This is a genomic window from Streptomyces sp. NPDC047315, assembly GCF_040643215.1.
In the GTDB taxonomy this organism is placed as follows: domain Bacteria; phylum Actinomycetota; class Actinomycetes; order Streptomycetales; family Streptomycetaceae; genus Streptomyces.
The window spans coordinates 14,014-32,574 of the sequence record NZ_JBEYTZ010000016.1 but is presented as its reverse complement, the minus strand read 5'-3'; the positions used below and the strand labels follow the sequence as shown (position 1 = coordinate 32,574).

The window sequence follows — 18,561 nt, the reverse complement described above, 5'->3', positions numbered from 1 at the left end:
CGCTCACGCATCCCAACCTACGTCCCGAGCGCCCCAGAAGACCCCTGTGGACCCGTGAGTAACCCGCTCTCAGCTCGTCCTTTACACGATCCTTGCCCGTCCGCGCGACCGATTTTCCCGGGTTCGCTCACATTGGGGGCGCGCACCCCCTCATCTCCGGCGAAAGAACCCCCTTACCGGGCTCCCCAACCGACAACTCAGGGCTTAACTTATGTCCCATGACCTCCCCCCGCGCCTCCTACGGCGGCGGCTACTACTCCGCACCGTCCTTCGCCGACACCCCGATCTACGACTCCCTCGTCGCAGAGCGGGGCACGCCTCAGATCGCGCCGATCCGAGTGCCCTCCGCGTACGACACCAACGGCAACGGCTACCTGCCGGCGCTCCCCGCGGCCCTGCCCGCGCTCCCTTCGGGCCCCTCGGCCCCCCAACCGCCCTCGGGGTACGGCCATCCGCCGCAGCTGTCGCAGCCCGGGCCGCTGCAGCCGGCGGCGCCCTACGCGCCGCAGCAGCCGGGCGTCCCGCGCGGCTACCCGGGCCCCCAGGCCCAGCCCCCGCGTCCGGCGCCGGCCGGGTACGAGGCGATGCGCCCCGCGGCGCCGCGCCCCGCTCCCCCGCAGGGCCACGGCCCCGCCGGGTACCACGTCCCGCCGGCCCGTCCCTATCCGGGCGGCCAGGGGTACTGACGCGGCGTCACGGACGCAGGTGTCGGGGTTCCCCGTGACGAGGTCTGGCGGAACCCCACGGCGTCGGGGAAGGGGGAGCCCCGACGCCGCCCACTGCTTCGCAGCGCCGCGACACCGTCCGCAGTAACGTTTCATCACATCGTTCCGCCACATCTGTGCCGGCCTGCCCCGGCGCACGTTCCCCCGGCGGCGCCCCATAGTGATCCATGCCACCGCCGTCGCCCGCCCGGCTGACCTCGCGACGCGTCAACTGCCGTCCTCCGCGCACGATACGGTGGTTCGACCCGCCCGAGCGGACCGGGAATCCGGTGCCGCCCGCGGCGCGCCGGACCGCGTCCTGAAGACTGGTCCGGGACGCGTCGCGCCGTCGGGCGCGGCACGGCAGCACACCACGAGGTGGGGGCAGAGCAGCACCATGGCACAGGGCACGGTCCAGGTGACCCACACCGGCACGTCGCGCTGGCGGCGGCGCACCGGTGAGTACGCGACCCTCGCGGCGGCGCTCGAAGCCGCCGGGGACGGCGACGTCCTCACCGTCGCACCGGGTACGTACCGCGAGAACCTCGTGCTCCAACGCGCGGTCACGCTGCGCGGCCCGGAGGGCTCCGTCGGATCGGTGCGGATCGCGCCCGTCGACGGCGTCCCGCTGGTCGTGCGCGCCTCTGCCACGGTGCGGGACCTGCACGTCGAGGGCCAGGACACCACCGCTCCCGCGCTGTTGGTCGAGGACGGCACCCCGGACCTGGTGGACCTGCGGATCTCCACCCGTTCGGCGACCGGTCTGGAGGTGCGCGGCGGGGCCCGGCCCACCGTACGCCGCGTCACCGTCGACAACCCGGCCGGCATCGGCATAGCCGTGCTCGACGGCGCCGGCGGGGTGTACGAGGAGTGCGAGGTGGTCAGCGCCGGCCAGTCGGGCGTATCGGTGCGCGGCGGCGGGCATCCGCGGCTGGAGCGCTGCCGGGTCCACCACGCATCGGGCGCCGGTCTCGCCGCCACCGGCGAGGGCAGCGTCCTGGAGGCGGTCGGCTGCGAGGTGTACGAGATCAAGGGCGCGGGTGTCCAAGTCGGCACCCGCGCCTCGGCGCACCTGTCGGACTGCTCCGTGCACCGCACGTCCGCCGACGGCGTCACCCTCGACACGGACGCCGTGCTCACGCTCTCCGACTGCGACATCCACGACGTCCCGGAGAACGCGATCGACCTGCGGTCCCGCTCGGTGCTGACCCTCACCCGCTCCTCGGTCCGCCGCTTCGGCCGCAACGGACTGTCGGTGTGGGACCCGGGGACCCGGGTGGACGCCAACCAGTGCGAGATCCACGACAGCACGGGCGACTACCCGGCCGTGTGGATCAGCGACGGGGCCACGGCCGTGCTGGACTCCTGCCGGGTGCACGACGTGCCGGACGCGCTGTTCGTCCTGGACCGCGGCTCCCGGGTGGACGTCGTCGACAGCGACCTCTCCCAGATCCGGAACACCGCGGTGTCGGTGAGCGACGGCGCCACCGCCCAACTCGACGACTGCCGCATCAGCCAGGCGTCCACCGGCGCGTGGTTCCGCGACCACGGCAGCGGCGGCACCCTCGCCGGCTGCACGATCGACGCGGCGCAGACCGGGGTGATCGTCACCAAGGGCGCGGACCCGGTGATCGAGCGGTGCACGGTCACCTCGCCCGCCGAGGCCGGTTTCTACGTGTCGGCGGAGGGCCGCGGCACGTTCCGCGGCTGTCGGGTCACGGGCAGCGGGGGCTACGGCTTCCACGTGATGGACGGCTGCCGCACGACGCTGAGCCGGTGCCGCACCGAGCGGTGCGCCCGCGGCGGCTACGAGTTCGCCGAGCCCGCCCTGCTGCTGGTCGAGGAGTGCACCGGCGACGAGTCCGCGGTGGGGTCGGCGGAGCGCACCGCCGCGGTGAAGCCGGCGGCGACCGCCACCGAGGTCCAGTCCCCCGGGCTGCTGACGGTGGCGCCCGCCACGGCGCCGTCCGCCGCGGCCCGGCCCGAGATCGCCGTCGTGGCCGCGGACCCCGCCCGTGCGTCGGAGGACGTGCTCGGCGAGTTGGACGCGCTGGTGGGGCTGGACAGCGTCAAGCGCGAGGTTCGCTCGCTGACGAACATGATCGAGGTGGGCCGGCGCCGTCAGGAGGCGGGGTTGAAGGCCGCGTCCGTCCGCCGCCACCTGGTCTTCACCGGCTCCCCCGGCACCGGCAAGACGACCGTGGCCCGGTTGTACGGCGAGATCCTGGCCTCCCTCGGCGTGCTGGAGCGCGGGCACCTCGTCGAGGTCTCCCGGGTGGACCTGGTCGGCGAGCACATCGGCTCCACGGCGATCCGCACCCAGGAGGCGTTCGACCGGGCGCGCGGCGGGGTGCTCTTCATCGACGAGGCGTACGCCCTCTCCCCCGAGGACTCCGGGCGGGACTTCGGCAAGGAGGCCATCGACACGCTGGTGAAGCTGATGGAGGACCACCGGGACGCGGTCGTGGTCATCGTCGCCGGCTACACCGCCGAGATGGAACGCTTCCTCGCGGTCAACCCCGGCGTCGCCTCCCGGTTCTCCCGCACCATCACCTTCCAGGACTACGGCGCCGGGGAGCTGCTGCGGATCGTTCAGCAGCAGGCGGACGAGCACGAGTACCGGCTGGCCGACGGCACGTCCGACGCGTTGGTGTCGTACTTCGGCCGGCTGCCGAAGGGGCCGGCGTTCGGCAACGGCCGGACGGCGCGCCAGACCTTCGAGTCGATGGTCGAGCGGCACGCCGGCCGGGTCGCCGAACTGGCGGAGGTCGACACCGACGCCCTCACCCTCCTCTACCCGGACGACCTTCCCGAGCTGCCCTGACGCCCGGTGCGGGGGTTGGTGCCGCTGCGCGGCCCGCGGCGGGGCCCGGCCTGGCGCGGCACGCCGGGGATCAGGCTGAGCAGGTCCGCGCGGGCGTCCGCGAAGGCGGGGTCGGCCTGGTAGTCGGAGTGCCCCCGGATCGGTTCGGGCAGCGGGAACCGCTCGGAGCGGCCGTACGCCACCGGGTCCTTCAGGGCGGTCCGGTCGGGCGAGGGGCGGGGGCCCGACGGCACGCGCACCGGTCCGCCTATGGGGTCGGTGGGCCGCCAGAGGTTGCTCCAGCAGTGCACCTCGTCGCGCAGGGCGCGCAGGGCCTCGGGGCCGAAGTAGGCGGGGAACCAGCGCCCGTAGAGCCGCTCCAGCGGTGAGCCGTACGTCAGCAGCGCCACCCGGCCGCGGGTCTCGGCGGGCAGTTGCCACACGGCGGAGGCGGCGAGGACGCTCCCCTGGGAGTGGCCGGAGATCACCAGCCGGCCGCCGCGGGCACGCGTCTGCGCGGTCCAGGTGGACATCCGCCACGTCAGGTCGGGGACGGCGCGCTCGGCGTAGCACGGCGGTGCGAAGGGGTGGGCGGCCCGGGGCCAGAAGGTGCCGACGTCCCACAGGATGCCGATGGTGCGCCGGGCGGAGGGGTCGCGGTAGGCGCGGCGGCCCCAGGTGACGAAGAGCAGGATGCCGAAGCCGACCAACCAGGAGCCCACGGACTGGGCGGTCTCCGCCGCGGACTCTGCGAAGGCGCCTTCGAAGGCCCGGCCAGGCACGGCGTCGGTGCGCCACGCGCCGTAGACGGCGCCGGCCCCCAGGAGCAGGGTGGCGGCGGCCAGGACGCCCACTATCAGCGGCGCCGAGTCGGTGAGGCCGGCCCGTGCGCGGGCGCCGGCGATGCGGCGGGTGCGGACGGGGTCGGGGCGCCAGCCGGTGTCGCCCAGGCGGCGGGCGGCGCGGTCGCCGCCGTCGAGGCGGGCGTCCCACCGCTCGTACTCCCGCTCGACGGCGCCGCCGAGCCGACGGCCCGTCAGCCAGGTCCGTACGACGAGGGCCAGGGCGGGCACGAGCAGCAGGGCGAGCAGCACGGGGATCACGGACGCCTGCCAGCTCAGCAGCACGGGCGGCCCGGGGATGGAGCCGTCGCCGTCCATGCCGGGGGTGCCGGGGCCGTCCAGCCAGTCGGCGACGCGCTGGGCGGTGCCGCCGGTCATGACCGAGCCCAGCGCGCAGGCGAGGACGGCGACCGCGGGTCCACCGAGGCCGCTGAGGACGCTGCGGGCGTGGCGGGTGCGGCAGTGCAGCCGGAGCGCGACGGCGGCGAGGGCGACCACCAGGACGCCCTGGGCGATGGCCAGCACGCTGAAGGTGAGCTCGCCGGGGAGGGTTCCGTGCGACTGCCAACCGGGCCGCGACCAGGAGGCGTACACCACGGCGCAGGCGAGCAGCGCGAGCGAGGCGCCGGGCAGGGCGGTGACGGCGGTGCGTTCGACGCGGACGTCGAAGCGGCGTTCGCTGCGCCCGCGGTGGACCGTCACCCAGACCACGGCGCAGGTCCCCAGCACCAGCGCGCCGGCCAGCAGGAGGCCGATCGCTTCCAGCAGGGCGCTGTCGCCGCCGTGGTCGTGGTGCGCCGGGGCGCCGGTGACGGCCGCGGCGACGGTGAGGAAGCCGGCCGCGGTGTGGGCGGCGCGCAGCCGGGCGACGTGGCGACGGCCGTACCAGAACCCGGGGCGGCCCAGGGCGAAGCGCACGGCGGTCTTGGGGGCACGGGGAGCGTTGGGGTCGTTCGGATCGCGCTCCTTGCCGTACGAGGATTCGTCGCCGCACGGGGACTCGTCCTCCTCGCCCTCTCCGTCCCCCTCACCCTCATCCTCATCCTCATCCTCGACTTCAGGGTGAGGGTTGTGCCGGGTGCCCGGGCCGCCGTCGGCGACGGGGGTGTACTCGCCGAGCGGCGGACGCTGCGACTCGTAGGCGGTCCAGGTGCGGTTGGACAGGTACCAGAGCAGCACCACCAGGGCGATCGGGACGAGGGAGGCGAGCGCGAGCCGACGGCCGGGCTGGGACCACCAGCCGTCGCGGTCGGCGGCGAGGAAGCCGATCCAGGACCGCCCTTCGGTGCACGGCGCGCTCCCGGCGCACTGCCAGGCCACCAGGTCCAGGGCGACCTCGCACGCGGCGGCCGTCATCACCACCGTCAAGCTCAGCGCCACCAGCCGCACCAGCGCCCCGTACACCCGGGTCGTGCGCACCCGCCCCCGCGCGCGCGGGCGCATCCAGTGCGCGAGGTTCGCCACCATGAAGGGCAGGAGCAGCAACCACAGCGCCCGTGCGCCGTTGCCCGAGGTGAGGTTGGACCAGCAGTACGCCTCGGGCACGGGGTCGCCGCGACCGCGCGCCGGGTCGCGCTCCGCGCCCACGTCCTCCGCGCGCCTGAAGACCGCGGCCTTCTCGTCGCCCGAGACGAGGACCGTGCGGGGGTCGCCGAGCATGGCCTCGGGGGTCGTGCCGCCCACGCCGTGGACGAGGAGTTCGAGCGCGGGCCCCGGGGCGGACGGCTCGGGGGGTTCGGCGGGCGCTTCAGCGGACACTTCGGTGACTCGCTCTCTCGGTGGAGGACCGGTTGCCGGCGCGCCTTGGCGCCGCGCCTCAGGGTCCCGGATTCTGACAGCTCCCGGCGGACAGGTCACGGAGTGCGTACGCCCTGGCGTGGACGGGCCCGTGGGAGGATGGGCGCCCCCGGCCGCACGGGCGGCGGGACGGCGCCGGGAGCGGCGGGAGACAGAAGGACGGCCTGGGCTGTGACCGACAACCAGAACCTGCTCGCGGAGCAACGGCGTGCGTTGATCCTCGACGAGGTCCGCCGACGGGGCGGGGTGCGGGTCAATGAACTGACCCGCAGACTGAACGTCTCCGACATGACGGTGCGGCGGGATCTGGACGCGCTCGCCCGGCAGGGCGTCGTCGAGAAGGTGCACGGGGGCGCGGTGCCCGTCGTGGAGGCGAGCACGCACGAGCCCGGGTTCGAGGCGAAGTCGGGCCTGGAGCTGCGGGCCAAGGAGGACATCGCCAGGGCGGCGGCGGCCATGGTCACGCCGGGGACGGCGATCGCGCTGGCCGGCGGCACGACCGCGTACGCGCTGGCCCAGCAGCTCGTCGACGTCACGGACCTGACCGTGGTCACGAACTCGGTGCGGGTCGCCGACGTCCTGCACAACGCCCAGCGCACCCCGCCCGGTGGCCCCACCGGCCGGCCGGGCGGTGCGACGGTGGTCCTCACCGGGGGCGTGCGCACCCCGTCGGACACGCTCGTGGGCCCGGTGGCGGACACCGCGATCCGCACGCTCCACTTCGACGTGCTCTTCATCGGGGTGCACGGGATCTCGGTGGAGGCCGGTCTGTCCACGCCGAACCTCGCGGAGGCGGAGACGAACCGTCACTTCGTGCGCTCCGCCCGCCGGGTGGTCGTGGTGGCCGACCACACCAAGTGGGGGACGGTGGGGCTGAGCTCCTTCGCCCGGCTGACCGAGGTGGACGCGCTGGTCACCGACACGGGCCTGCCGGCCGCCGCGCGCGCCGAGGTCGAGGAGCACCTGCCGGGCGGGCTGGTGGTCGCGGGAGAGCGCGAGCCGGGCGAGTGACCGCGTTCCGGCTGGAGCGCGAGGTGGCGCTGCCGGCGCAGGAGGCGTGGCGGCGGGCCACCGACTGGGGCGGCCACGCGGCCCGGGTGCCGTGCACCGCCCTGAAGTCCGTCACCGCCGGTCCGACGCGGCCGGGCACGGTCTTCGTGGTGCGCTCGGGCGTGGGGCGGGTCGGCTTCGACGACCCGATGGAGGTCGTCGTGTGGGAGCCGCCCGCCGAGGGGTCCCCGGGCCGCTGCCGGCTGGAGAAGCGCGGTCGACTCGTCCTGGGGTGGGCGGCGATCGAGGTGCACCCGCGCGGGGCCGCGGGCTCGCGCGTGGTGTGGACGGAGGACCTGCGCCTGGGCCCGCTGCCGCGGCGGCTGGACCCCCTGGTGGCGCGGGTGGGCCGGGTGGTGTTCGGGCGGGCGCTGGACGGCGTGCTGCGGGGGCGCTGACGCCCCTGGGCCGTGTGCCGCGGGCTCGTTGGAGCGCTGCCCGGACGAATCGGGCACGGTGGCGGGCGGGGTGACCGAGCCGGGATCCACTCGTTTGACGCAACGAGTGAGAGCGATCCGCGCATGGCGATGCGATGCGCGTACCGGAAGGCGCAGCGCCCGATGCCGACAGACCGTCAACCGTCCCTGCGCACCGTGTCCGGCGCTCGTCCCGGGGTCCGGGAGGCGGAGGCGATCATCGTCGAGCGCTATCCCCGGCTCGTGCGCCTCGCCTATCTGACGCTGCCGCCGTCGCTGGGGCGCCATCGACGGGTGCTCGCCGCGCACGCCACGGTGCAGCGCGTGCTGCCGCGGGCGGCCCGCGGCGAGGCGGGCGGGGAACGGCAGGGCGGGGCGGAGGCCGACGCGTACCGCTGGGTGCGGTACCGGATCCTGCGGGGTGCGCTGCGCCGGCGGTGGTGGCGGGGCGGCGGGCTGCCGCTGGTGGTGGGGCTGCGGCTGTTCCCGAGCGCCGGCGGGGCGGAGGAGTTGGCGTTGGACCAGGCGCTTTCGTCGGTGTCCGCGCCGGCGCGCGCGGCGTTCGCGCTCGGGGTGCTCGAAGGGCTCTGCGAGGCGGACGTCAGGGAGTTGCTGCGGCAGTGCGGGGTGGCGGACCCGGCGGCGGCGCTGCGGACGGCGCACCGGCTGCGGGAGTCGGGCGGCGGGCGGGCCGAGGCGCTGTTGCGGGCGGCGGAGTTCGATCCTTGTGCGGTGCAGACCCGGCCGAGCGATCTGCTGCGGCGCCGTCAGCGCTCCCGTACGGCCGCGGCCGGCGGCGTCCTCGCGCTGTTGGCGACCGGGGTGGCCTCGGTGGACCTGTCGGCGCGGGACGCCGGGGAGTCCAGGGCCGCGCACTCCGGTGCGTCGGGGCAGCCGGCGCCGGCGCGGGCGCTCGACGTGGATCTGCTCCAGCGCGCGCCGAGTGACGCCTGGGCGCGGACGGCGCGGCTGGACTTCTCCGTCTGGCCGGCGCGCGGCGAACGAACGAAGGACGCGGCGCTGCTGCGGCGGGCGCTCGACGCCTGGGCCGCGCCCGGTGCGACGGTGCGGGTCTCCGCCACGGCGGACACCGCACGCACCGGGCCCGCCGCGCCGGCCCGGTTGTTGTACGCGGGGGTGGTCGACGAAGCGGTGGTCGTCCTCCTCCACGACGGCGTGCGGGTGGTCCGCTACGCCGAGCCCCGCTCCGGTGCGGGCGCGGCGGCCCTGGACTTCGCGCGTACGGACGACGCGGACGTGACCACGGCGGCGTCGGTCGTCCTCGGTCGCACCGAGCGCGGGGCGCGCCATCTGTTGGCGCCGTGGATCGCCGAGGCCGCGGTGCGCGACCTGCTGGTGCCGGGCGCGGCGGCGCGTGGGCTCGCGGTGGCGGACGGCGGGGTCACCCCGGTGGTGCCGTCCCCGGCTGCCGGCGGTGCCTGCACGTCGTGGCCGGCGCTCCAGTTGCGGTCCTCGCAGCGGATCGTGGAGGACCACGCGTTCTTGGTCACGGACCTCGGGGACCTGGCGCCGGTGCACCTCACCCACACCCCGCCGCCGGGCGAGGGCGCGCCCGCCCGTCAGCCGCGGGAGGCCACCGGTGCGCCGGCGCTGGCGAGTTGGGCCCGCAGCGCCTGTCTCCTCGGTGCGCTGCGGGGCGCCGGGGTGCGGACGGTGAACGACTGGGCGTACGCGCACCAGGAGCTGCCCGACGACGCGGGGCGGGCTGCTTGGGTGTGCACCCGGGCGGAGACCTGGCGGGGGCACGGTCGGGTGCTGGTGCAGTTCCAGCCGCCGGCGGCGCCCGGCTCGGCGGGCTCGGTGGTGGCCCGGGCCGAGGACACGGCCGCGTGCAGCAGGTTCGGCCAGCACGTACTCGCCGGCGCGCACTGGCGCTCGCCGTCCGGGAAGTGGTTCCTGTTGGCCGCCGGCAGCCGTGCGGTCACCGGCATCACGGCTGCGGGCCCGGTCGCGGCCGAGGAACGGGGGACGACGTTGGCCGTGCCGGTGCCCCAGGGCTCCCCGGTGCGGTTGTCGGCGCGACTGGCCTCGGGCGGCACGCTGGCCCCGCTCGCTCCGCCCACCGCCGACGACTGACGCCTGCGGGCCCGCCCGGGGCCGTACGCAACGGCCCGTCCGCCCCCGCCGAGGACAACGCGCGCCGCGCCACCTATCGTGTGCGGATCTGGTCGTCCAGTTCGGGAGGTACGCACCATGACTCGCCAACTCCGCCCGGTGGAACTCGACTTCGTCGAGACCGCACCGGTGCGCCTGGTCTTCGCCGCGGCCCTCGAAGCGCCGCCCGAGGCGGTCTACCGGGCGCTCGCCGAGGACGTGTCGGGCTGGCCCGAGTGGTTCGACGCGGTCTCCGGCGTCACCCCGACCCGCGGCGGTGCCGGCCGGGACGTCACCTTGCGGGTGGGCGTCTCCTTCGAGGAGACCGTCTTGGCCAGCGACCCGGACACGCGCTACGCGTACCGGGTGGACCGCACCAACGCGCCGGCGGTGACGGCGTTCGCCGAGGAGTGGCGGATCCTGCCGGGGCCGACCGGCGGCAGCCGGGTGCGTTGGACGTTCGCCGTCGACGGCCCCCCGGCGGCACGGGCGTTCGTGCGGCTGACCAAGCCGGGCCTGCGGTTCTCCTTCCGGGGGGCGATGCGGGCGCTGGACCGTCGGCTGGCCCGCTCGGCGGCGCACTGACGGCGCTGCCGCCTGCGGCCCGTTCAGGCGTCGTTCCACCGGCCGGTGTCGAGGAACCGTTCGATCGCGTTGGCGTACGGCGTGACGTCCAGGCCCTGCTCCACCAGCCAGGCGTCGGAGTAGTACTTGTCCAGGTAGCGCTCTCCGGGGTCGCAGAGCAGGGTGACCACGCTCCCCCGGTCCCCCGCCGCCACCATCTCCGCGACGATCTTGAAGGCGCTCCACAGCCCGGTGCCGGTGGAGCCGCCGGCCTTCCGTCCGATCGCGGCGTCCAGGGCGCGTACGGCCGCGACGGACGCGGCGTCGGGCACCTTCATCATCCGGTCGATGGCGCCGGGCACGAAGCTCGGTTCCATCCGGGGGCGGCCGATGCCCTCGATGCGGGAGCCGTGGTCGCTGGTGGCGCCCGGGTCGTTGCGGGTCCAGCCGTCGAAGAAGCAGGAGTTCTCCGGGTCGGGCACGCAGACCCGGGTGTCGTACTGCATGTAGTGGATGTAGCGGGCGAAGGTCGCGGACGTGCCGCCGGTGCCGGCGGTCGCCACGATCCACGCGGGCTCGGGGTAGCGCTCCAGGCGCAGCTGTTGGTAGACGGACTCGGCGATGTTGTTGTTGCCGCGCCAGTCGGTGGCCCGTTCGGCGTAGGTGAACTGGTCCATGTAGTGGCCGCCGGTGCGTTCCGCGAGCTCGGCGGACTCCTCGTACATCCGGCGGGAGTCGTCGACGAAGTGGCAGCGGCCCCCGTGGAACTCGATGAGCCGGATCTTCTCGGGGCTGGTGGTGCGGGGCATCACCGCGACGAACGGCACGCCGATCAGCTTGGCGAAGTACGCCTCGGACACGGCGGTCGAGCCGCTGGACGCCTCGATGACGGGGCGGTCCGGGCGGATCCAGCCGTTGCAGAGCCCGTAGAGGAAGAGGGAGCGGGCGAGCCGGTGCTTGAGGCTGCCGGTGGGGTGGGTGGACTCGTCCTTGAGGTAGAGGTCGATGCCCCATTCCTCCTTCAGGGGGAACCTGAGCAGGTGCGTGTCCGCCGAACGGTTGGCGTCGGCCTGGACCTTGCGGACCGCTTCCTTCAACCAGCTGCGGTACCCGGGGTCACTGCGGTCCACGTCGCCGGCCGCCGCCTCTTCGCCCGTCGTCCGCTGCCCGATCCGCTGACCGATGCGCTGCCCGTCGCCGTTCATGCCCGCCGTCCCTGTGCCTGCCGTGCCGGTGCCCCGGATCCGCCCGGGTGCGCCCGTGCCCACGTTCGTCGACTGTGCTTGACTCCCGTCACAGTAAGCGCCCCACCTGCGTAAACATTCGCTTGGGGCATCCATAGGGATCGCTTGTGGCCCGTGCGCCCCAAGGAACCACCCGGATGCGCACAGCGCCGTCGCCATCCACTGGTGTCCGTGCCCCAGGATGTTGCAAACTTCCTTCAGACGACGTGACACACAGGGGAGGAGGGGCCCGATGGCCATGGCAGAGCCCGAGTTCCGGGCCACTGGCGTACGGATCGAGCGCTGGCCCCGCTCACTCACCAAGGCCGGCCAGGTCCTGATCAAGGACGGCCGGCTGCAACTGCTCACCAGTTACGGCAGGGTGATCGACAGCGCACCGGTCCGCGCGGTCCGCGCGGGCAAGACGTGGTTCTCCGACGAGGCCAGCACGGCGCTGACGGTGAACGGCAAGCGCTACCGCTTGACGATGGGTCAGCGCGACGAGGAGGCCGACGGGAGCAGGTTGGCGGGGCGCTTCTTGAAGGCCGTGCGCGGGGCGGGCGGCAGCGAGGGCTGATCCGGTCTCAGGCACGGTGACGGGCGGCCGGTGGGGGCGGCGCCCGGAGGAGGGCATCGGGGGCGGTTGCTCCCGGCCCGTACGGCGGCATGACGACGGCCGCGGAGTTGCGGGACCTCGGTCGGTGGTTCACGCTTGTCTCACATCACTCAGGGTGCATCAGTAGTGACGCTGTGACCGTATTCCGTCGTCGCGTTCCGTCGTCGTCTTCCAGCGGCGCTCTTCGCCGTTCCTCGTCTTCCCTCGTCCTCCTCCGGACCTCCGGACCTCATTCGGGGAGTCGTTGCCGTGATCAGTCAGCCCAGCAGGCACTGCACGGTGGAGCTCCAAGCCCTGCCGTCGCGGATCGGACAGGTCCGCAGAATCATCTCGGCGCAACTGCGCTACTGGCACCTCGATCCACTGATCGACCAGGCCGCCCTCGGCGTCACCGAGTTGCTGACGAACGTCCATCGGCACGCCCAGCCCGACAAGCAGTGCACCGTGGAGATCGAGCTGCTGCTCGATCGGCTCGTGGTCTCCGTGCAGGACCACGACCCCCGGCTGCCGAGCCTTCGGGAGGCCGACGCCTTCGCCACCTCGGGCCGCGGCCTCGGATTGATAGCTGCGGTGAGCGAGACCTGGGGCGTACGGCCCCGGGGCGAGGGCGGCAAGGTCGTCTGGTTCGCCCTCGCCGCACCGCGGCTCACCGCACCGCAGCTCGCCGCACCGCAGCTCGCCGCCGTCGGGGAGCCGGACTCCTCATAAGGGGTTGCGCTCAGGACCGGTCAGGACGCTGCGCTCCAGCCGTCGACGCACCCGTTCCTCGTGCACCAGCCGCCCCACCAAGGCGCCGCCGTACACCACGACTCCGACGCCGACCAGCCAGGACTGGATGACCAGGACCGTCCCGAACGGGCCGTAGGTCACCGCGTTCGAGGCGATCAGCGGCGAGAACACCAGCTGGGAGAAGACCCGCAGCCCGAGCATGAACAGGGCCGTCGCCGCCGCGCCCGGCACCAGCGCGCCCCAGCGGACCCGGCCGCCGAGCAGCAGTCGCTGGGTGACGAGGAAGAAGACGAACGTGCCGACGAGGTCCAGAACGGCGGTGGCGACCGTGCCGACGCCCGAGCCGCCGAACGCCGGGGTGTTGACGAACACCAGCAGGGCGAAGACCAGCAGCGCGAGGAAGATCACGTGGCGCCACATGGTGTGCCAGCGGGCGGTCGGCAGGTCCCACACCTTCTCGTAGCCGGTCTGCACGACCGATCCGAAGGTCAGGCCGAAGACGGCGAGCGCGGCGAGGCCGAAGGCGGTGGTGCGCTGGAGGGCGGTGCCCGGCGGCGCGAAGAGCTGTTCGACCTGGGCCTGGGAGGCTTCGGAGACGCCGAGGGCCTGACCGAGCCAGCGGGCGAAGCCCTGGCTGCTCGCGGGGTCGGCAGCGGCGACCACCACCAGCAGGGGCACGAGGGTGAGGAAGCCGAGCGCGGCGAAGCCCATGGCCCGGTGCAGCAGTTCCATCTCGCGACCGCGGTTCCAACCGAGGCCGACGGGTGACGAGACGATCCTGCGGTGCAGTCGCTGGAGGCGATGCCCGTGGGGCGGTGCACCGGGGGGCTCGTGGCTCATGCTCGTCGCCTACCCGCTCGCCGGGGCCGAGCCGTCCTCGATGCCTCCGGTCGGGTGGTGGGCGGCGACCTCAGCCCAGGGCGGTCAGCGGATCGTCGAGCACCGGCTGCCAGGCCAGTTCGGCGGCGCCGACCAGGCTGTTGTGGTCGAGGGTGCAGGCGAGGATCGGAACGCCGCCGCTGCGTCCCCACAGGCTGCGGTCGGCGACCACGGCGCGCAGGCGCTCCGGGTCGGCGGCGAGCAGTTCGCGGTGGAGTCCGCCGAGGATGATCCGGTCGGGGTTGAGGATGTTGACGAGCCCGGCGAGCCCGAGGCCGAGGCGGTCGATGAGTTGGGCGCAGGCGGCCCGTACGGCGGGGTCGCCGTACTCGGTGCGCAGCAGTTCGCCGGCCTGTGCGAGCAGGGAGACCTCGGGGCCGGGCACCCGGCCGGCGGCGGTGAGGAAGGCGAGCGGGTCGGTCTCCACGTCCAGGCAGCCGCGGCTGCCGCAGTGGCAGGGCCGTCCCGCCGGGTTGACTGTGAGGTGGCCGACTTCCAGGGCGAGTCCGGAACTGCCGGTGTGCAGCCGGCCGTCGAGGACGAGTGCGCCGCCGACGCCGCGGTGGCCGGTGGCCACGCACAGCAGGTGGTGCGCGCCGCGACCGGCGCCGTGGCGGTGCTCGGCGAGGGCGGCGAGGTTGACGTCGTTGCCGGTGAAGGCGGGGCCGGTGATGCCGGCCGCGCGGACGTGCTCGGCGAAGGTGTCGCGCACGGGCGAGCCGGCGGGCCAGGCGATGTGCAGCGGATTGAGGGCCGTGCCGTCGGGTTCGGCGACGGCCGAGGGCACCGCGAGGCCCGCGCCCACGCAGCGGCGACCGCTGTCGCGCAGCAGGGCGGCGCCCGCGGCGACGACCGCGCCGATGACCTGGCCGGGGTCCGCCGCCACGGTGAGGCAGCCGGGGGCGGTGGCGACGGTCCGGCCGCCGAGTCCGACGAGCGCGGCGCGGAAGCCGTCGGCGTGGACCTGGGCCGCGAGCACGACGGGGCCGGCGTCGTCGACGGCGAGTCGGTGGGACGGTCGGCCCTGGGAGCCGGTCGCGGCGGCGGGGCGGGAGTCGACGCGGATCAGGCCGAGCGCTTCCAACTCGGCGGCCACGGCGCCCGCGGTGGCGCGGGTGACGCCCAGTTCGGCCGTGAGGACGGCGCGGGTGGGAGCACGTCCCGTGTGCACGAGTTCCAGTGCGGGACCGAGCGCGCTGCGGCCCCTCTCCAGCCTCGATCTGGTGCTCGTCGCCTTGCCGTTCATGGAGGTGAGTCTCCCATGATCCGTAGGGCCCCGAGCCGTGCCGTACGGCTCCGCAGGCCGATCCCTGCCGTTCGCACCGTCGAGCTGCGCTCCCCGGGGCGGGCCGCCCCTTCGCTCCCCGTTCTCGCCAGGCGATCGTCCCGACGCGACCGGGAGGGAGCGACCGGGAACGCTCAGCCATCTTGTCCGAAACGGATATCACACCTATTCTGCGTTTGTGCCGGACCTGAACAAAATACGGTCGGTCGTGTCCCTTCCTGCACGCACCGCCGCACCCTCATCCCTGGCCCGCCTCCGCTTCGCACTCACCGTCTTCTTCGTCCTCGACGGCTTCCTGTTCGCGGGGTGGGTCGTCCGCATTCCCGCCATCAAGGAACAGACCGGCGCCTCCGCCAGCGCCCTGGGCCTCGCCCTGCTCGGCGTCTCGGCCGGCGGCGTGGTGACGATGATGCTCACCGGGCGCCTGTGCCACCGCTTCGGCAGCCTGCGGGTCACCGTCGGCAGTGCAGCCCTGATGTCGTTCGGCGTCGCCCTGCCGCCGCTGATGCCCCATGTGGTCGCGCTGGGGCTGGTGCTGCTGGTCTTCGGTGCCGCCTACGGTGCCATGAGCGTGTCCCTGAACAGCTCTGCGGTCGACCTCGTCGCGGCCGTGGGGCGCCCCGTGATGCCCGCGTTCCACGCCGCGTACAGCCTCGGCGGCATGGTCGGCGCCGGGCTCGGGGCGCTCATCGCGGGCGGGCTGTCGCCGACCCGGCACCTCTTGTCGCTCGCCGCCCTCGGGCTGCTGGTCACCGCAGTCACCGCGCCGGTGCTGCTGCGGGCGCCCGGGCCCGCCGCCCGGCGCCCGTCCGCGGACGCGCCCCGCGGCGGCCCGCGCCGACTGGTGGGACGCACCCGGAACTTCGTCGTCCTCCTCGGGGTGATCGCACTGTGCACCGCGTACGGGGAGGGCGCCATGGCCGACTGGGGCGCGCTCCATCTGGAACAGGACCTCGGCGCGACCCCGGGCGTCGCGGCGCTCGGCTACGCCCTGTTCGCCCTGGCCATGACCGTGGGCCGACTGTCGGGCACCTTCCTACTGGAACGGCTCGGCCAGACCCGCACCCTGGTCGCCGGCGGCACGACCGCGGCGGCCGGGATGCTCATCGGCGCCCTGGCACCCACGGTGTGGGTGGTGCTGCTGGGCTTCGGCGTGGCCGGACTCGGGCTCGCGAACATCTTTCCCGTGGCGGTGGCGAGGGCGGGCGCCCTCGCCGGCCCCAGCGGGGTCGCCGCCGCATCCACCCTCGGCTACGGCGGCATGCTGCTTGGGCCGCCCGCCATCGGCTTCCTCACGGACTGGTTCTCGCTGCCCCTCGCCCTGACGACGGTGGCCGCGCTCGCCATCGGCGCCGCCGTGATCGCCTACGCGGCCCGCAACGTCACCGAGCCGCCCCACGACGACACCACGCCCCACCCGGCCGGGCCCCGGCAAGAGCCGTAGGACAGGCCCGGTGCAAGGCCCTGGGGCAGATGGGTCCGGCTCCTTCCGAGCGCGGTCAGCCCAGCCAGCCGGGGCGCACCAACCCCGACTCGTAGGCCAGCACGACCAATTGCGCCCGGTCGCGGGCGGCGAGCTTGACCATCGTCCGGCTGACGTGCGTCTTTGCGGTCAGCGGGCTCACCACCAGCCGGCGGGCGATCTCCTCGTTGGACAGGCCCATGCCGACCAGGGCCATCACCTCCCGCTCCCGGTCGGTGAGCTCGGCGAGCCGACCCGCGTCGGCAGGGGTCCGGGAGCGGGCCGCGAACTCCGCGATCAACCGCCGGGTCACCCCGGGCGACAACAGGGCGTCCCCGTCCACCACCGCGCGAACGGCGCGGAGCAGTTCGTCCGGCTCGGTGTCCTTCACCAAGAAGCCCGAGGCGCCCGCCCGTATCGCCTCGAAGACGTACTCGTCCAACTCGAAGGTGGTCAGGATGACGACCTTCACCTCCTCGAACCGACCGTCCTCGGTGATCCGACGGGTGGCGGCGAGCCCGTCCAGCACGGGCATCCGCACGTCCATCAGGACGACGTCCGGCCGCACCTCGCCCACCAGGCGCACCGCCTCCTGACCGTCGGACGCCTCCCCGGCGACCTCGATGTCCTGCTGGGCGTCGAGCAGGGCCCGGAACCCGGCGCGCACCAGCAGTTGGTCGTCGGCGAGCAGGACGCGGATCACACCGTCTCCTTCCGTCGCACCGGCAGGTCCGCGCAGACCTCGAAACCGCCCTCGTGGCGCGGACCGGCCTGGATCGTGCCGCCGAGCCCGGCCGCGCGCTCCCGCATCCCCACCAGGCCGTTGCCACTGCCGCCCGTGTCGGATCCGCTGGCCGGTCCGTCGTCCGCGACCCGCAGGGTGAGGCGACCGGGTGCGTACGAGATCAGGACGCGGGCGGTGCGCGAGCCCGAGTGCCGCACGACGTTCGTCAGGGCCTCCTGGAGGATGCGGAAGGCGGCCAGGTCCGTGCCGGGAGGCAGGGCGAAGGGCGTGCCGCGCGTCTCGACGGCGACGGCGAGGGACGCGCTTCGCGCCTGCTCCACCAGTTCGGGCACCCGGTCGAGTCCGGGAGCCGGGGCGCGCGGCGCCTCACCCGGGGCACGGAGGCTGTCGAGGACCTGCCGCACCTCCCCGAGGGCCTCCTTGCTGGCCGCCTTGATGGTCGTCAGGGCCGCCCTCGCCTGCTCCGGATTCTGGTCGAGGAGCGCAAGGCCGACGCCGGCCTGGACATTGATCACGGATATCGAGTGCGCCAGCACGTCGTGCAACTCACGGGCGATCAGCAGGCGTTCCTCCTCGGCGCGACGTCGGGCGGCGGCAGCACGCTCGACCTGGGCGCGGACCCACTCGGCGCGTCGTATCCGCAGCAGCTCGGAGCCCGCGAGCACGGCCGCTATCCAGGCGGCGAAGACCAGCTCCCGCTCCCAGGGCGCCGCACCGTCCCCGGACGGCGGCAGATACGCGTACCACCAGTGGGCGAGCAGGACGTGGCCCGCCCAGAAGGCACCCGCGGTCCACCAGGCGGCGCGCCGGTGTCCCGCGACGACCGCGGAGAAGGCCGCGACGAGCACCGGCACGAACACCGGGCCGTAGGGATAGCCGGCGGCCAGATAGACCGAGGCCAGCGCGGCCGTGCCGACGAGCGCGGCGACGGGCCAGCGCACGCGCAGCAACAAGCACGCCGACGCCGTCACCAACAGCGTCCGCGCCAGCGCGTCCACGGACTCCCGCGTCCCCTCCTGCCCTCTGGCCGCGAACGCGGTGCCCACCAGCACGAACACGGCGACCAGCAGGGTGGAAGACCAGGGCACCCGGGCGTCGGCCCGGCGCCGCGCCCACGACCGCAGCCACGGTGGTCCGTCCTCCTTCGTCCAGGGGGGACCACCGCAGACGCGGTCGGGCTGCTGTTCCATGTCCGCAACGCTAGACCGGGGCGGATGCGCCCCGCGTCACCCCGATGTGGTGATCGCCCGTACTCCCTGGGCAGTACGGCCCGGACCGCCGCTGGCACCCAGGTAGCGGTCGGCTCTTCGAACGGCCACAACCACCGCTGC

15 protein-coding genes are annotated in these 18,561 nt (G+C 74.4%); 9 read left to right on the top strand and 6 right to left on the bottom strand.

The genetic code is table 11. From position 1 onward, the window contains the following. The first annotated feature begins 218 nt into the window (after positions 1-218). A complete protein-coding gene (locus ABZ842_RS19755; RefSeq protein WP_361538089.1) occupies positions 219-686 on the top strand; it encodes a DUF6643 family protein in 468 nt (155 codons plus the stop codon). Positions 687-1,101: 415 nt separating this feature from the next. Beyond that, positions 1,102-3,528, top strand: coding sequence for a right-handed parallel beta-helix repeat-containing protein (locus ABZ842_RS19750; protein ID WP_361538087.1), 2,427 nt, complete (start codon positions 1,102-1,104; stop codon positions 3,526-3,528). On the opposite strand, the gene ABZ842_RS19745 is transcribed toward ABZ842_RS19750, so the two are convergent. After that, positions 3,498-6,107, bottom strand: a complete 2,610-nt coding sequence (locus ABZ842_RS19745; protein WP_361538085.1) for a hypothetical protein — start codon at positions 6,105-6,107, stop codon at positions 3,498-3,500. The genes ABZ842_RS19750 and ABZ842_RS19745 overlap by 31 nt on opposite strands. 210 nt (positions 6,108-6,317) lie before the next feature. Between ABZ842_RS19745 and ABZ842_RS19740 the strand changes: the two genes are divergently transcribed. From ABZ842_RS19740 to ABZ842_RS19725, 4 genes are all read left to right on the top strand, one after another. After that, on the top strand, positions 6,318-7,157 hold the full coding sequence (locus tag ABZ842_RS19740) for a DeoR/GlpR family DNA-binding transcription regulator (RefSeq protein ID WP_361538083.1): 840 nt from the start codon (positions 6,318-6,320) through the stop codon (positions 7,155-7,157). Beyond that, positions 7,154-7,594, top strand: a complete 441-nt coding sequence (locus ABZ842_RS19735) for an SRPBCC family protein (protein ID WP_361538081.1) — start codon at positions 7,154-7,156, stop codon at positions 7,592-7,594. Before ABZ842_RS19740 ends, ABZ842_RS19735 begins: the two co-directional genes overlap by 4 nt. Before the next feature lie 162 nt (positions 7,595-7,756). Next, entirely contained in the window at positions 7,757-9,709 is a 1,953-nt protein-coding gene (locus tag ABZ842_RS19730) for a hypothetical protein (protein ID WP_361538079.1), read from the top strand. Positions 9,710-9,826: 117 nt separating this feature from the next. After that, a complete protein-coding gene (locus tag ABZ842_RS19725) occupies positions 9,827-10,312 on the top strand; it encodes an SRPBCC family protein (RefSeq protein ID WP_361538077.1) in 486 nt (161 codons plus the stop codon). Positions 10,313-10,335: 23 nt separating this feature from the next. Here the strand turns inward: ABZ842_RS19725 and ABZ842_RS19720 are convergent, their stop codons facing one another. Further along, a complete protein-coding gene (locus ABZ842_RS19720; protein WP_361538075.1) occupies positions 10,336-11,496 on the bottom strand; it encodes a PLP-dependent cysteine synthase family protein in 1,161 nt (386 codons plus the stop codon). A 271-nt stretch (positions 11,497-11,767) separates the two neighbouring features. Between ABZ842_RS19720 and ABZ842_RS19715 the strand changes: the two genes are divergently transcribed. Both ABZ842_RS19715 and ABZ842_RS19710 read left to right on the top strand, forming a co-directional pair. Next, a complete protein-coding gene (locus ABZ842_RS19715; RefSeq protein WP_361538073.1) occupies positions 11,768-12,091 on the top strand; it encodes a hypothetical protein in 324 nt (107 codons plus the stop codon). Between the two features lie 288 nt (positions 12,092-12,379). Beyond that, positions 12,380-12,838: an ATP-binding protein gene (locus tag ABZ842_RS19710; protein WP_361538071.1), complete on the top strand. Its 459-nt coding sequence runs from the start codon at positions 12,380-12,382 to the stop codon at positions 12,836-12,838. Here the strand turns inward: ABZ842_RS19710 and ABZ842_RS19705 are convergent. Together ABZ842_RS19705 and ABZ842_RS19700 are read right to left on the bottom strand one after the other, a co-directional pair. Continuing rightward, on the bottom strand, positions 12,833-13,699 hold the full coding sequence (locus ABZ842_RS19705; protein WP_361538069.1) for a YhjD/YihY/BrkB family envelope integrity protein: 867 nt from the start codon (positions 13,697-13,699) through the stop codon (positions 12,833-12,835). The two genes, ABZ842_RS19710 and ABZ842_RS19705, sit on opposite strands and share 6 nt — an antisense overlap. A gap of 70 nt (positions 13,700-13,769) precedes the next feature. Beyond that, positions 13,770-14,984, bottom strand: a complete 1,215-nt coding sequence (locus tag ABZ842_RS19700) for an ROK family protein (protein ID WP_361538067.1) — start codon at positions 14,982-14,984, stop codon at positions 13,770-13,772. A gap of 217 nt (positions 14,985-15,201) precedes the next feature. Between ABZ842_RS19700 and ABZ842_RS19695 the strand changes: the two genes are divergently transcribed. Further along, on the top strand, positions 15,202-16,467 hold the full coding sequence (locus tag ABZ842_RS19695; RefSeq protein WP_361538065.1) for an MFS transporter: 1,266 nt from the start codon (positions 15,202-15,204) through the stop codon (positions 16,465-16,467). A 55-nt stretch (positions 16,468-16,522) separates the two neighbouring features. Here the strand turns inward: ABZ842_RS19695 and ABZ842_RS19690 are convergent, their stop codons facing one another. Together ABZ842_RS19690 and ABZ842_RS19685 are read right to left on the bottom strand one after the other, a co-directional pair. After that, positions 16,523-17,188, bottom strand: coding sequence for a response regulator transcription factor (locus ABZ842_RS19690; RefSeq protein ID WP_361538064.1), 666 nt, complete (start codon positions 17,186-17,188; stop codon positions 16,523-16,525). After that, a complete protein-coding gene (locus ABZ842_RS19685; protein ID WP_361538062.1) occupies positions 17,185-18,420 on the bottom strand; it encodes a sensor histidine kinase in 1,236 nt (411 codons plus the stop codon). Before ABZ842_RS19685 ends, ABZ842_RS19690 begins: the two co-directional genes overlap by 4 nt. Between the last annotated feature and the right edge of the window lie 141 nt (positions 18,421-18,561).

Excerpts from the sequence above, each read along its gene's own strand:
- ABZ842_RS19685 (WP_361538062.1), bottom strand. The coding sequence starts at position 18,420 with ATGGAACAGCAGCCCGACCGCGTCTGCGGTGGTCCCCCCTGGACGAAG.
- ABZ842_RS19755 (WP_361538089.1), top strand. The coding sequence starts at position 219 with ATGACCTCCCCCCGCGCCTCCTACGGCGGCGGCTACTACTCCGCACCG.
- ABZ842_RS19725 (WP_361538077.1), top strand. The coding sequence starts at position 9,827 with ATGACTCGCCAACTCCGCCCGGTGGAACTCGACTTCGTCGAGACCGCA.
- ABZ842_RS19720 (WP_361538075.1), bottom strand. The coding sequence starts at position 11,496 with ATGAACGGCGACGGGCAGCGCATCGGTCAGCGGATCGGGCAGCGGACG.
- ABZ842_RS19750 (WP_361538087.1), top strand. The coding sequence starts at position 1,102 with ATGGCACAGGGCACGGTCCAGGTGACCCACACCGGCACGTCGCGCTGG.
- ABZ842_RS19715 (WP_361538073.1), top strand. The coding sequence starts at position 11,768 with ATGGCCATGGCAGAGCCCGAGTTCCGGGCCACTGGCGTACGGATCGAG.
- ABZ842_RS19700 (WP_361538067.1), bottom strand. The coding sequence starts at position 14,984 with ATGAACGGCAAGGCGACGAGCACCAGATCGAGGCTGGAGAGGGGCCGC.
- ABZ842_RS19705 (WP_361538069.1), bottom strand. The coding sequence starts at position 13,699 with ATGAGCCACGAGCCCCCCGGTGCACCGCCCCACGGGCATCGCCTCCAG.
- ABZ842_RS19730 (WP_361538079.1), top strand. The coding sequence starts at position 7,757 with ATGCCGACAGACCGTCAACCGTCCCTGCGCACCGTGTCCGGCGCTCGT.